General features: G+C 63.3%; 12 protein-coding genes. 10 read left to right on the top strand and 2 right to left on the bottom strand.

Annotated features, from left to right (window positions below; genetic code table 11):
- Nucleotides 1-186 precede the first annotated feature (186 nt).
- Nucleotides 187-402, top strand: coding sequence for a TOBE domain-containing protein (locus BLL36_RS15845; RefSeq protein WP_076952332.1), 216 nt, complete (start codon nucleotides 187-189; stop codon nucleotides 400-402).
- A 61-nt stretch (nucleotides 403-463) separates the two neighbouring features.
- On the opposite strand, the gene BLL36_RS15840 is transcribed toward BLL36_RS15845, so the two are convergent.
- Together BLL36_RS15840 and BLL36_RS15835 are read right to left on the bottom strand one after the other, a co-directional pair.
- Nucleotides 464-1,609 (bottom strand): MalY/PatB family protein, encoded by a 1,146-nt coding sequence (locus BLL36_RS15840; protein WP_076952331.1) that lies wholly within the window; start codon nucleotides 1,607-1,609, stop codon nucleotides 464-466.
- Nucleotides 1,610-1,709: 100 nt separating this feature from the next.
- Nucleotides 1,710-2,561, bottom strand: coding sequence for a LysR substrate-binding domain-containing protein (locus BLL36_RS15835; RefSeq protein WP_076952330.1), 852 nt, complete (start codon nucleotides 2,559-2,561; stop codon nucleotides 1,710-1,712).
- 243 nt (nucleotides 2,562-2,804) lie between these two features.
- Here BLL36_RS15835 and BLL36_RS15830 point away from each other — a divergent pair, with 243 nt between their 5' ends.
- The 9 genes from BLL36_RS15830 (at nucleotide 2,805) to metC (ending at nucleotide 12,667) form a co-directional block, all read left to right on the top strand.
- On the top strand, nucleotides 2,805-3,626 hold the full coding sequence (locus BLL36_RS15830; RefSeq protein ID WP_076952329.1) for a transporter substrate-binding domain-containing protein: 822 nt from the start codon (nucleotides 2,805-2,807) through the stop codon (nucleotides 3,624-3,626).
- Between the two features lies 1 nt (nucleotide 3,627).
- Nucleotides 3,628-4,434 carry a transporter substrate-binding domain-containing protein gene (locus tag BLL36_RS15825; RefSeq protein WP_076952328.1) on the top strand — a complete coding sequence of 269 codons (807 nt, stop codon included), beginning with the start codon at nucleotides 3,628-3,630 and terminating at the stop codon, nucleotides 4,432-4,434.
- Nucleotides 4,427-5,848 (top strand): FAD-binding oxidoreductase, encoded by a 1,422-nt coding sequence (locus tag BLL36_RS15820; protein ID WP_076952327.1) that lies wholly within the window; start codon nucleotides 4,427-4,429, stop codon nucleotides 5,846-5,848. The genes BLL36_RS15825 and BLL36_RS15820 overlap by 8 nt, the downstream gene beginning before the upstream one ends.
- Complete coding sequence (locus BLL36_RS15815) at nucleotides 5,845-7,047, top strand: aminotransferase class I/II-fold pyridoxal phosphate-dependent enzyme (protein WP_076952326.1); 1,203 nt, start codon at nucleotides 5,845-5,847, stop codon at nucleotides 7,045-7,047. Before BLL36_RS15820 ends, BLL36_RS15815 begins: the two co-directional genes overlap by 4 nt.
- Nucleotides 7,044-7,769, top strand: a complete 726-nt coding sequence (locus tag BLL36_RS15810; RefSeq protein WP_076952325.1) for an amino acid ABC transporter permease — start codon at nucleotides 7,044-7,046, stop codon at nucleotides 7,767-7,769. Before BLL36_RS15815 ends, BLL36_RS15810 begins: the two co-directional genes overlap by 4 nt.
- Nucleotides 7,759-8,442, top strand: a complete 684-nt coding sequence (locus BLL36_RS15805) for an amino acid ABC transporter permease (protein WP_076952324.1) — start codon at nucleotides 7,759-7,761, stop codon at nucleotides 8,440-8,442. Before BLL36_RS15810 ends, BLL36_RS15805 begins: the two co-directional genes overlap by 11 nt.
- A complete protein-coding gene (locus BLL36_RS15800) occupies nucleotides 8,429-9,253 on the top strand; it encodes an amino acid ABC transporter ATP-binding protein (RefSeq protein WP_076952323.1) in 825 nt (274 codons plus the stop codon). The genes BLL36_RS15805 and BLL36_RS15800 overlap by 14 nt, the downstream gene beginning before the upstream one ends.
- A 16-nt stretch (nucleotides 9,254-9,269) precedes the next feature.
- Nucleotides 9,270-9,866 (top strand): cysteine dioxygenase family protein, encoded by a 597-nt coding sequence (locus BLL36_RS15795; protein WP_076952322.1) that lies wholly within the window; start codon nucleotides 9,270-9,272, stop codon nucleotides 9,864-9,866.
- 86 nt (nucleotides 9,867-9,952) lie between these two features.
- Entirely contained in the window at nucleotides 9,953-12,667 is a 2,715-nt protein-coding gene (metC, locus tag BLL36_RS15790; RefSeq protein ID WP_076952321.1) for a cystathionine beta-lyase, read from the top strand.
- The last annotated feature ends 77 nt before the right edge of the window (nucleotides 12,668-12,744 follow it).

The raw sequence follows: 12,744 nt of genomic DNA, 5'->3' as shown, positions 1-12,744 counted from the left end.
CAGGTTGAAAAGGACGCGACGCAACAGCGCAGAATGTTGATCGGCTGTTGGTGGAGCAACAGTTATTATATATCTAAATCGTATAAATAAAGAGTTATATATTCCTTTTAATGTTGTCTTCGATAGCGCATTTTGAAGGCCTGCGCATTCGTGCGGATTGACCCAACAGCCAAAAGGAAAGCCGACATGACCATTAAAGCGATCAACGTGCGCAACCAGTTCAAGGGCGTGATCAAGGAGATTCTGCTGGGGGAAGTGGTGTCGGAAATCGACGTGCAGACCGCGTCCGGTATCGTCACGTCTGTGATCACCACCCGCTCGGTGCGTGACCTGGAATTGAAGATCGGCAGTGAAGTGATTGCTTTTGTGAAGTCGACCGAAGTGTCCATCGCCAAGTTGTGAATACCCTCTAACTGTGGGAGCCAGCTCCCACATTGATAGAGGTGCAACTGTCAGGCCGCCATCAAGCCTGAAGCAGCGCGCGCTCCATGCGCTGCAACCCTTCTTCGAGCATCGACCGCGGGCAGCCGAAGTTCAGGCGCACGAACTGCTGGCTGTCATCGCCGAACTCGATACCGGCGCTCAACCCGACCTTGGCCCGTTCCAGGAAGAACTGCTGCGGGTCGGCAAGGTCCAGGGCGCTGCAATCCAGCCAGGCCAGGTAGGTGCCTTGCGGGGCATGCATCACCACGCCGGGCAGGCGGGTCTGCACGGCATCGAACAGGTAGTCGCGGTTGGCTTGCAGGTACGCCTTCAACGCCTCCAGCCATTCGCCGCACTCGCTGTACGCTGCGCGGGTGGCTTCCAGGCCCAGGGGGCTGACGCTGTCGACCATGCCGCAACGGGCCGCGTTGAAGCGCTCGCGGATCTCGGCGTTCTGCACCACCGCAAAGCAGGTCTTCAGGCCGGCCACGTTATAGGCCTTGCTCGCCGACATCAGGGTGATGGTGCGCTGGGCGATCTCCTCGCTGAGGCTGGCCGTGGGGATGTGGCGGCGGCCGTCGAAGCACAGCTCGGCGTGGATTTCATCGGAGATGATCAGTGCGCCGTGTTCCAGGCACGCATTGGCCACCGCCAGCAGTTCGTCGCGGGGGAAGACCTTGCCGATCGGGTTGTGCGGGTTGCTCAACAGCAGCGCGCCCGCGCCAGCCAACGCCTGGCGCAGGGCCGGCAGCGGCGTGAGGTATTCGCCGTTGCTCAATTGGAATGGTATTTCGATGCGCGGCAGGTTCCAGTTTCCCGGCGCCAGGCGGATCGGCCGGTAGTTGGGCGTCTGCAGCACCACCGGTTGGCCCGGCTGTACAAACGCGTGCAGTGCCATGTTGAAACCTGGCTCGACGCCCGGCAGGAACAGCAGCTCATCCGGCTGCACACGCCAGGCGTACTTGGCCCACAGGTCGGCGACAATCGCCTCACGCACATCCGCGCCGGCGACGCTGTAGCCGAGGACCTGCTGGTCCAGGCGCGCATGCAAGGCCTGGAGCACGGCGGGTGGCGCCGCGATGTCCATGTCGGCGATCCACATGGGCAAGACGTCCTGCGGGTAGCGGCTCCACTTGGTGCTGCCGGTGCCGAAGCGCGAGTGGATCGTGTCGAAATCAAAGCTCATGGGGGGCTCGTATCAAGGGAGGCAGGCGAGAAAGGCCGTGATTCTAGCGCCGCCAAGCGCAAAACATAACCACGAGATCGCTGCAGTCTCCAACAGGGGATCACAACCCCTGGTTGCCTCGAATCAAGTCATATGCCTTCCTGGCAATCGGGTTCGCCGTGTGCGGTCGAATCCACAGGTAGTACGTCACCTCAGGCAAGCGCGGCAACCCATCCGTCTCCCCCAGCACCCGCATGTCCGGCCCGAGCATTTCCATGCTTCGCGGCGTCACCCCCAGCCCCGCACGGGTCGCGGCCTTGATGCCGATCAGGTTCGACGCCAGGTAGGCCTGGCGCCAGGCAATATTGGCCCGCTCCAACGCTTCCAGCGCATAGCGCCGGTAGATGCTCGGCTCATCCACCAGAATCAACGGCAACGGTTCACTCGGCTGATGGATGTACTGCGCCGAACAAATCCACCAGACCGGTGACGTGCGCAACGCGAAACCTTCCAGGTTCGGGTCGGAGCGGGTGGAAATCACCATGTCCACCTTGCCCCGATGCAAGTCATCCATCAGGAACGGGCTGCGGCCCACATCGATCTCCAGGCGCAAGCGCGGTGCGGAGCGGGCGATGTGGCTGAGGATCGGCGGCAGGATGGTGTCGGCGATATCGTGAGGCGAGCCGATACGCAATACGCCGCTCAGGCTGCTTTCGCGCAGGGAGTTCAACGCATCGTCATTGAGCGAAAGCATCTGGCGTGCATGGCGCAGCAACTGCAGGCCGGGTTCGGTCAGCTGCTTTTGCCGGCCGCGCTTCTCGAACAGCCTGATCCCGACTTGCTGCTCCAGGCGCTGCATATGCTGGGTCACGGACGATTGGGTGCGGGCCAGGTGCGTGCCGGCCTCGGCGAAGCTGTGGTGGTCGACCACGGCGATAAAGGTGCGCAGCAGTTCAAGGTCGAGGGTCGACATGGCCGGTTCCAGAAGCGGTTTTACATCACGGGCGTGACGTTAAACATTACAGAACTTTATGTATTTGAGAGAAATATTTTTAGCTGGCTCAATGAATATTGGGTTATGCCTGAATCGAAGGTTGTCCGTCCACGGCAAGTTATAACGATATGAGATATCTGCATTTCCGTTGCTTGCCCACACTCCCTAGCATGCCCCTCCATCAGGTCGGGGTACGCCGATCATTCGCCAGGGGGAAGTCCAATGAAATTGAAGAAATGGTTGCCGGTGGCCCTGGGGTCGCTGATCGCGTTGGGCGCCAATGGGGCGGCACAGGCCGATGCGACCCTGGACAAGATCGAGCAGCGGCATGTGCTGGTTGTGGGTGTTCTGTTGTCCGGCGGGCCGTTCGGCAGCATTGACCCGGCGACGCAACAGCCCAAGGGCTTGAACGTGGACCTGGCCAACGAGCTGGGGCGTCAACTCAAGGCTCAAGTGCAACTGGTGCCGGTATTGCCCGCCAACCGGGTGCAGTTCCTGCAGCAGGGCAAGGTCGACCTGCTGATCGCCAATATGGAATGGACCGCCGAGCGCGGTGAGATCCTCGGTTTTGTGCCCACTCCGTTCTACCGCATCGGTGGCGCCGCGGCCGTGCTCAAAGACAGCAAGATTGCCCGCTGGCAAGACCTCAAGGACCAGCCCGTGTGCACCTCCCAAGGCAGCAGCTATGTGAAGCCGCTGACCGAGTTCGGCGCCCAGATCAAGGCGTTCAAAAGCTCCTCTGAATCCTTGCTGGCCTTGCGCGGCAACAACTGCGTCGCGGCGGTGCATGATTCCACCCTGATCAACCCGCTGGTCAACGACAGCGCCGAATGGAAGGGCTACCGCGTCATCACCCCGGAACTCAACCCGGCGCCCTCGGTGATCTGGACCCGCCGCGGCGAAGGCGATACCCAGGCCAGGCTCGACCCGATCATCCAGGCACTGCACCGCAGCGGCTGGCTGATCGAAGCCCAGACCCGCAACCGCATCAGCCCGGCATCGCCTGCGCTGGTGGAATTGCAGAAACAGTTCAAGGGCGCCTGACATGCACTTCAAAACCCTCACCGCGCTCGGCCTGGCCCTGTGCGCAGGCTTCGCGCAGGCCGACGCTACACTCGACAAGATCCAGCAACGCCACGCCATCAGCGTCGGGGTGATCCTCAGCGGTCCGCCGTTCGGCACCCTTGACCCCAAGACCGGCGAACACCTGGGCTATAACGTCGAACTGGCCAAGAGCATCGGCCAGGCGCTGGGCGTCGAAGCCAGGACCGTTTCGGTGCTGGCGCCCAACCGCGTGCAGTTCCTGCAACAGGGCAAGGTCGATATCCTGATCGCCAACATGCAGTTCACCCAAGAGCGCGCTGAGATCCTCGATTACGTGCCCACGCCCTACGAAGAAGTCGGTGGCGCGGCATTGATTCGCAAAGGCGCGGGCATCACGCAGTGGGCCGACCTCAAGGACAAACCGGTGTGCGTGTCCCAGGGCAGCAATTTCATCAAGCCCCTGCAGGAAACCTACGGCGCGCAGATCAAGGCGTTCCGCAGCCAGTCCGAGTCGCTGTTGTCGCTGCGCGGTAACGGTTGCGTGGCCGCCGTGCACGTCAGCCCAACCCTGCACGCATTGCTTGGCGATGCCGAGTGGGCCGGGTATGAAATCCCGTTGCCGGGCGACCTGATCCCGTCCAACTCGGTGATCTGGCTGCGCAAGGGCGAACACGACACCCAGGCCAAGCTCGATGCCATCGTGAAGGGCTGGCATAAAAGTGGTTTCCTGATTGCCCTGGGCGAACGTACCGGCATGGCGCCGTCCCAGGCCTTGCGTGATTTGCATGAGCAGTACAGTCATGAGTGATGCGCTGTTTGCCACTTTGCAGCACCTGCTCGGCGCGGCCCATGTGCAAACCAGCGAGGATGCGGCGCCCTACCTGACCGACAAGCAGGGCCGCTACACCGGCCGGGTAATCGCGGCGGTGCACCCGGCCAATACGGAGGAAGTCGCGGCGGTGGTGCGTGCCTGCGTGGCGCTCAAGGCGCCGGTCGTGGTGCAAGGCGGCAATACGGGGCTGATGGCCGGCGCCACACCGGACGCCAGCGGACGCTCGGTGCTGCTGTTGCTGGACCGCATGAACCGCGTGCGAGCGGTCGATACCGACAACGATACCCTCACGGTGGAAGCCGGCTGCATCCTGCAGCATGTGCAGGAGGTGGCTCGCGCCGCCGATCGACTGTTCCCCCTGAGCCTGGGCGCCGAGGGCAGTTGCACCCTCGGTGGCAACCTGGGCACCAATGCCGGCGGTACCGGCGTGCTGCGCTATGGCAATACCCGCGAACTGACCCTGGGCCTGGAAGTGGTGACTGCCGAAGGCGAGATCTGGCATGGGCTGCGCGGCTTGCGCAAGGACAACACCGGCTACGATCTGCGCGATTTATACATCGGCAGCGAAGGCACGCTGGGCATCATCACCGCCGCCACCTTGAAACTGTTTCCATTGCCCAAGGCCCAGGCAACCGCGTTGCTGGCATTTGATGAATTGGCGCAAGCCGTGGCCTTCTTGTCCCATGCCCGTTCCGGTTTCGGCGCGAGCCTCACGGCTTTCGAATTGCTCAGCGCCGATTGCCTGGCTTTGCTGCGCGAGCAGTTTGCGCAAGGCCCGCAGCCGTTCAAGGCCGCAAGCCAACCCTGGTTCGCCTTGATCGAACTCTCTGACAACCACGGTGAAAGCCACGCCCGCGAAGCCTTTGAACAGGTGTTGGGCGAGGCCTTCGAACAGCAGTTGGTCAGTGACGCGCTGATCGCTGAAAGCCTGGCGCAAAGCACGGCCCTGTGGCTGCTGCGCGAGAACATGAGCGAGGCGCAAAAACGCGCCGGGCGCAATATGAAGCACGATATCTCGGTGCCGATTTCCCAACTGGTGGCCTTCGTCGCGCATACCGACGCCTTGCTGCAGCAGCACTTTCCCGGTGTGCGCAACTTCACCTTCGGCCACCTGGGCGACGGCAACCTGCACTACAACGTAGCGCATCCGCTGGACTCCACGGTGGACGCGCACATGGCGCACTACGCCGAACTGAGCGCCCTGGTGCACGACAGCGCCCACGCCCACGGCGGCTCGATCAGTGCCGAACACGGCATTGGCCAACGCAAGGTCGGTCTGCTGGGCCGTTACAAAAGCCCGGTAGAGCTGGACTTGATGCGCCGCATCAAGCAGGCGCTCGACCCGCACAACCTGCTCAACCCTGGCAAAGTCCTTGAGGTACAGCCATGACCGTACGCCTGTCCCGACGCGTGCGGCGGGTGTCGCTGTCCGCCAACGCCGCGGCAAAGTCCCGCGTTACCGAGCTGCGCGACGCCGGTCGCGATATCCTCGACCTCACCACCGGCGAGCCGGATTTCGATACGCCGGAATTTATCAAGCAGGCGGCTTATGCCGCCATCGCAGGGGGTGCGACCAAGTACACGCCGACGCCAGGCGTGAAGGCGTTGCGTGTAGCCGTGCAGCGCAAACTGGCCGAGGAGAACCACCTCGACTATCCGCTCGCGTCGATCGTGATTGCCAACGGCGCCAAGCAAATCATCTTCAACGCATTCGCCGCGACCCTGGATGACGACGATGAAGTCCTGGTGCCGACCCCGTACTGGCCGTCCTTCCCCGACAGCGTGCGCTTCAATGGCGGCGAACCAGTGTTCATCGAATGCGGCCTCGCGCAGGGCTGCAAACTGCTGCCGGCCCAGCTGGAACAGCACATCACTGCGCGCACGCGCTGGCTGATCCTCAATAGCCCCGGCAACCCCAGTGGCGCGGTGTACAGCGCCGCCGAGCTGAGCGCGTTGGCCGAGGTGCTGCGCCGCCATCCCCAGGTGTTGGTCCTGCTGGATGAGCTGTACGAATACATCCGTTTCGATGGCCGCCCGGCACAGAGCCTGCTGAATGTCGCGCCGGATCTGCAGGACCGCTGCCTGCTGGTGGGCGGCGTGTCCAAGACTTACGCCATGACCGGCTGGCGCATTGGCTTTGGCGCGGGGCCGAAAATCCTTGCCGATGCCATCGCGGTGGTGCAGTCGCAATCCACCTCTGGCGCTTCCTCGGTAGGCCAGGCCGCTGCGTTGGCCGCTTACACCGGCGGGCTGGATTTCCTCGCGGAGCACGTGGCGGCTTATCAATTGCGCCGGGACATCCTGGTGGAGGCGCTCAGGCACGTTGAGGGCCTGGAAGTTCTGGTACCCCAGGGTGGTTTCTTCGTCTTCGTGCGCTGCGCCGGGCTGCTGGGGCGTGTTCGTCCGGACGGCCAGCGCATCGACAATGATGGCGACGTGGTCGCCTGGCTGCTGGAGGAGGGCGTGGCCGGTGTGGCGGGCAGCGCCTATGGCCTGTCGCCGTGGTTGCGCCTGTCCATCGCGACCGCGACCGACAGCGTGGCCGAAGCCGGGCGGCGGATCGCGACTGCCTGCGGAAAACTGCAATGATGGAAGTGTTTGTGCAGTGGGCCGCCGGCATTGGCCTGAACTACAGCTTCCTGCTCGACGCTTACCAGCGTGGCACGCTGGTGCAGGGCGCGCTGACCACCGGCCTGTTGTGCCTGTTCACTATCATCGGCAGCCTGCTGGCGGGGATTACCTTGGCGGCGATGCTGACCTCAGGCAACCCGTGGCTGGCCAAGCCGGCGCGGGTGTTCGTGGAAGTCACGCGCAATACGCCAACCCTGGTGCAGCTGTACTGCGCGTTCCTGGTGCTGAACATGCTGCTGACCCAGGCAGTCGGCGCGGCCAACCCGCTGACGCCGTTTGCCTGGGTGGTGATCGTGATCTCCCTGCACAAGGGCGCATTCCACGCCGAGGCCCTGCGCGCCGGCATCGAGGCGGTGCCGGCCGTGACCCTGGAGGCCGCCAGTTCCCTGGCCTTCAGCAGCCGCCAACTGCTGTGGAATGTGCAGTTGCCGTTGGCGCTGCGCTTTGCCTTGCCGTCGCTGATCAACAACCTGATCGACCTGGTGAAGATGACGGCCGTGGCCTCGGCGATTGCCGTCGGCGACATCACCTACGCGGCAATCATGATCTGGACCCAGAGTGACAACGTGCTGGAGCTGATGATTCTGATCCTGAGTTTCTTCGGGCTGCTGAGTTTTATCGTCAATTGTGTGGGGCGCTGGCTGGAAGCGCGCCTGAGGATGCCCGGTTATGGCCATTGATTCATTCCCGGTACTGTCGGCGTTGCTGCAATGGTCGCCGGCGCTGGTGGCCGGTTTCGGCCAGAACATTTTGATCAGCGTGGTGGCGATTGCCCTGGGTTCGGTGCTTGGCCTGCTGGTTGGCGCACTGGCGCTGTCACCCCTCGGGTTTGTCGCGCGGCTGTGGGTGCAGGTGTTTCGCAACGCGCCGTGGCTGGTGCTGATCTATTTCACTACCTATGTGTTCCCGTTCGAGATCCGCATCGGCAGCAGTTACGTGTCGTTCCCCGACTGGGTCAAAGTCACCCTCGGCCTGGCCTTGCCGGCGAGCGCCAACGTGGCGGAGATCTTTCGTGGCGCCATCGGTTCGATCCCCAGCACCCAGTGGGAAGCCGCGCGGTCGCTGGCGTTTACCCGGGGCCAGTTGTTCCGTTCGATCATCCTGCCGCAGTGCTTCAAGCGCATGTTGCCGCCGTGGATGAACCTGTATGCGGTGGTCACCATGGGCACGGCGCTGGCCTCGCTGGTGGGCGTGCACGACGTGATCGACACCGCGCAGATCGCCAGCAACACCGTGAACATGACCGGTTTCACGGTGGTGGTCTACCTGAGCCTGCTGGTGCTGTTCTTTGCCTATTGCTATCCGATTTCCCGTCTCACCCAACACCTGGAGCGCCGTTATGCCTTCTATTGAACCCCTGGTGAGCCTGCGGGATGTGCACTTGTCATTCGGCGCCAACCCGGTGCTCAAGGGCATCGACCTGGAGGTGCTGCGCGGCCAGGCGGTGTCGATCATCGGGCCGTCGGGCTCGGGCAAATCCACGATCCTGCGCTGCATCACCGGGCTGTTGCAGCCCCAGCGCGGCAGCATCCGCGTGGGCCAGACCCAAGTCGACACACTGGCCCAGGAAGCCCAGCGCATCGAGCTGCGCAAGCGCGTGGGGTTTGTGTTCCAGCAATACAACCTGTTCCCGCACTTGTCGGTACTGGAAAACCTGGTGATTGCCCCGCGCAAGGTGCTGGGGCGCAACCGCACCGACGCCGAGAACGATGCCCGCGCCTTGCTGGCCAAAGTGCGCATGGAACACAAGGCCGATGCCTACCCCGGCCAGCTTTCCGGCGGCCAGCAACAGCGCGTGGCGATTGCCCGCGCCCTGGCGATGCGCCCGGAATTGATCCTGTTCGACGAGGTGACTTCGGCCCTCGACCCGGAAACCGTCGGCGAAGTGCTGACGGTGATCCGCGAGCTGACCGAAGAGGGCATGACCTGCGTGCTGGTCACTCACGAAATGCGCTTCGCCGAAGAGATCAGCGACGTCGTGTACTTCACTGAACACGGCGTGATTGTCGAGCATGGCAGCGCCGCACAGATCTTCCAGAACCCGGCCAGCGAACGCACCCAGACATTCCTGCGCCATGCCTTGGGCGATTCGGGGCGCCGTGGCCCCGTCGCCCACGACCCGTACCTGTTGACCCATTTGAGCCGTTACAGCCTGTCTGTCTGATTAGAGGAAGTTCGTGATGAGTATCGAAAACCGTGCCGCCGTTATCGAAGCGTTTTTGCAGCAGATCCGTGTCATCAACCAGCGCGGCGTAGACCGTGCGGCCCTCGTAGAAATTACCGGCCTGCTGGAAAACCTCGCAGGGCGTCGTGACCTGTTCAACTTCGACCAATTTCCCGCGCCGGTACCGGGGCAGGGCAGCACCGCTTTTCGTTACCGCCTGAACGACGACGGCGATACGCCGACCCTGTACCTGAACTCGTTGCTGCCGGGCAAAAGCACCCTCGCGCACAACCATGAGACCTGGGCGATCATTAGTGCGGTTGAAGGTCAGGAAATCAACTACGTCTACGCGCGCAATGACAATGGATGCGAGCCGGGTTTCACCACACTGACGTTGGAAAAGGAAGTGATCGTGCAGCCGGGTACCTCGATCGCGTTCCTGGGCGAAGACCTGCATGGCATCAAGGTTGAAGGCGAGCAGGCGACGCTGCACTTCCACTTGTATGGCTTGCCGCTCGAATCGCTGAACGGCCGTTATGGCGTGGACGCGGACGGACGCATCCTCAACTACAACGCGTCGCAGATGGCGCCGTCGATCCGGGCCTACGCTTAAACCCACCGCCGACCAACTGTGGGAGCTGGCTTGCCTGGGATAGCGCCGGTGTTGCAGTAATTCTTACTTACTTTGTCGGGACTTCAATGAGCCAGACCATCACCCCAAGTCAACTGCAGCAATGGCTGTTCGACGGACAGGAAATCGCCCTGTTCGACGTGCGCGAACATGGGCAATACGGCGAGGCCCACCTGTTCCACGGGGTGAACCTGCCCTACAGTCGCCTGGAGCTGGAAGTGCGCCGCCTGGCGCCGAACCCTCAGGTGCGGATGGTGATCTACGACCAGGAGGGTGGCGAGGTAGCGGCGCGCGCGGCCGAGCGTTTACAGGCGCTGGGCTACAGCCGTGTGCAGGTGCTGGACGGCGGTGCCGACGGTTGGCGGGCGGCGGGCCTGCAGTTGTTTGCCGGTGTGCACGTGCCGTCCAAGGCGTTTGGCGAATTGGTGGAAGAGGCCAGCCACACGCCGCACCTCACCGCGCGGCAACTGGCAGAGTGGCAGGCGCGTGGCGAGCCGCTGGTGGTGCTGGATGGGCGGCCGTTCGATGAGTACCGCAAGATGACCATTCCCGGTTCCATCTGCTGCCCCAACGGTGAACTGGGCTACCGCGTGCATGAGCTGGTGCCGGATGACAGCACGCCTATCGTGGTCAACTGTGCCGGGCGCACCCGCAGCATTATCGGCGCCCAGACGCTGATTAACCTGGGGCTGAAAAATCCGATCTACGCCCTGGAAAACGGCACCCAGGGCTGGTACCTGGAAGACTTCCCGTTGGAACACGGCAGCACGCGGCGGTATGCCGACCACGTCAGCGCCGACCTGGCCCAACAGCGCCACGCCGCGCGCCAGTTGGCCGAGCGGGCAGGGGTAGTGAATGTGTCGGCGGCTCAGGTGCGCCAGTGGGCCGATGATACCGAGCGCAGCCTGTTCCTGTGTGATGTGCGCAGCGCTGAAGAGTTTGCCGCCGCCAGCTTGCCGGGCGCGCAACACGCGCCGGGCGGGCAGTTGATCCAGGCCACCGACTTGTACATCGGCGTGCGTCAGGCGCGTGTGGTATTGGTGGACAGTGACGGCGTGCGTGCGCCGATTGTCGCCAGTTGGCTGCGCCAGTTGGGGCATGAGGCCTACGTGTTGAGCGGCGGTATCGACAGTGGCCTGGCATTGCCGGTTGTGCCGCCGGTGGCGTATGAGCCGTTGCCGCTGATCAGCCCTCAGGCCTTTGAGGTGAAGGATGTCAACCTGATCGACCTGCGCCCGAGCAGGGTCTATCGCAAGGGGCATATCCCCGGCTCCCGCTGGTCAATCCGTTCACAATTGAAAACCGACCATCGCCCGTTGGTGCTGGTGGCGGACGATCCCGCATTGGCGGCGTTTGCCGCCGAAGGCCTGTCGGCACAGTTGCTCGACGGCGGTTTCGCTGCCTGGGTCGCCGCTGGCCTGCCGGTGAGCCATGACCCGCACACCCCGCCCGATGCACAGTGCATCGATTTTCTGTTCTTCACCCATGACCGCCACAGCGGCAACAAGGACGCTGCACGCCAGTACCTGGCCTGGGAAATCGGCTTGCTGGCGCAGATGAGCGAAGCGGAAATCGCCAGTCTCAAGCCGCTGGCCGCGCCCTCGCGAGTGCGTACCCGGCTGGTCCATGCGGCACGCACCGGGAAAGGCCAGGGCGGCCGCGCAGTCAACGTGCCGGTCACGCGGTTGAGCACGGTGCTCTTCGACAACCTGGCGCAGATGCGCGACGCCCGCGCCCGCCGTGACAGTGAGCGGGTGCTGAGCTATGGCGCGCGCGGCAACCCGACCTCCCACGCTCTGGAGGACTTGGTCACCGAGCTGGAAGGTGGCTACCGCACGCGTCTCTACGGCACCGGTCTGGCCGCTGCCGCCCAGGTGTTCCTGGCGTACCTGCGCCCCGGTGATCATGTGCTGATCACCGATGCGGTGTATTCGCCGGTGCGCAAGTTGGCCCGCGAGTTCCTGCGACCGTTTGGTATCGAAGTGAGCTATTTCTCGCCCGATGGCCAAGGGCTGGAGGCGCAACTGCAAGCCAATACCAAGCTGGTCTACGCCGAAGTTCCGGGCTCGCTGCTCTATGAGTTGTGCGACCTGCCGGCGATTGCCGCCCTGTGCAAGCCACGCAATATCCTGCTGGCCGTGGACAACACCTGGGGCTCGGGCTATCTGTACCGACCGCTGGCGCTGGGCGCGGATATTTCCATCATGGCCCTGACCAAGTACCTCGGCGGCCATAGCGACGTGATGATGGGCAGTGTCTGCACCACCCAGGCGGCCTGGCCGGCGCTGGGCAGGATGAGCGATACCTTCGGCAACGCCGTGAGCGCCGACGATGCCTACCTGATCTTGCGCGGCGCCCGTACCCTGGCCTCCCGCCTGGATGTGCACGAGCGCCAGGCGTTGGACATTGCGCTGTGGCTACAGGCGCAGCCCCAGGTCAAGCGCGTGTTCCACCCGGCGCTCCCCGCGCATCCGGGGCATGCGCTGTGGCGCCGCGACTTCACGGGCAGCAATGGGTTGCTGTCGTTCGAGCTGGCCAATGCCGACGCGGGCTCTATCGAGCGCTTTATCGATGGCCTGCAACTGTTTGGCCTGGGCGCTTCCTGGGGTGGCTATGAAAGCCTGGTCACCGTGGCCGATACCCAGGACCGCGACAGCGCGGCGGACCGGGCGCTGAACCCGGTGGTACGCCTGCATATCGGCCTGGAGGACGTGGCGGCGTTGATCGAGGACCTGCAACGCGGGTTTGCCGTCGCAGGCGGGGTTTTCGACGCCGTTCTGTGACCGACAGGTTCTGTAATAAAAACGCCATTGCACTGGGGATTGGATTCACAACGGGCTATTTTGGTGCATCTCAATAA

This window comes from Pseudomonas cedrina subsp. cedrina, from assembly GCF_001983175.1.
Lineage (GTDB): Bacteria > Pseudomonadota > Gammaproteobacteria > Pseudomonadales > Pseudomonadaceae > Aquipseudomonas > Aquipseudomonas cedrina.
Note: the sequence above shows the minus strand (reverse complement) of the source record. Positions and strands in the feature narration are given on the sequence as shown.

Excerpts from the sequence above, each read along its gene's own strand:
- BLL36_RS15845 (WP_076952332.1), top strand. The coding sequence starts at position 187 with ATGACCATTAAAGCGATCAACGTGCGCAACCAGTTCAAGGGCGTGATC.
- BLL36_RS15840 (WP_076952331.1), bottom strand. The coding sequence starts at position 1,609 with ATGAGCTTTGATTTCGACACGATCCACTCGCGCTTCGGCACCGGCAGC.
- BLL36_RS15835 (WP_076952330.1), bottom strand. The coding sequence starts at position 2,561 with ATGTCGACCCTCGACCTTGAACTGCTGCGCACCTTTATCGCCGTGGTC.
- BLL36_RS15830 (WP_076952329.1), top strand. The coding sequence starts at position 2,805 with ATGAAATTGAAGAAATGGTTGCCGGTGGCCCTGGGGTCGCTGATCGCG.
- BLL36_RS15825 (WP_076952328.1), top strand. The coding sequence starts at position 3,628 with ATGCACTTCAAAACCCTCACCGCGCTCGGCCTGGCCCTGTGCGCAGGC.
- BLL36_RS15820 (WP_076952327.1), top strand. The coding sequence starts at position 4,427 with ATGAGTGATGCGCTGTTTGCCACTTTGCAGCACCTGCTCGGCGCGGCC.
- BLL36_RS15815 (WP_076952326.1), top strand. The coding sequence starts at position 5,845 with ATGACCGTACGCCTGTCCCGACGCGTGCGGCGGGTGTCGCTGTCCGCC.
- BLL36_RS15810 (WP_076952325.1), top strand. The coding sequence starts at position 7,044 with ATGATGGAAGTGTTTGTGCAGTGGGCCGCCGGCATTGGCCTGAACTAC.
- BLL36_RS15805 (WP_076952324.1), top strand. The coding sequence starts at position 7,759 with ATGGCCATTGATTCATTCCCGGTACTGTCGGCGTTGCTGCAATGGTCG.
- BLL36_RS15800 (WP_076952323.1), top strand. The coding sequence starts at position 8,429 with ATGCCTTCTATTGAACCCCTGGTGAGCCTGCGGGATGTGCACTTGTCA.
- BLL36_RS15795 (WP_076952322.1), top strand. The coding sequence starts at position 9,270 with ATGAGTATCGAAAACCGTGCCGCCGTTATCGAAGCGTTTTTGCAGCAG.
- metC (WP_076952321.1), top strand. The coding sequence starts at position 9,953 with ATGAGCCAGACCATCACCCCAAGTCAACTGCAGCAATGGCTGTTCGAC.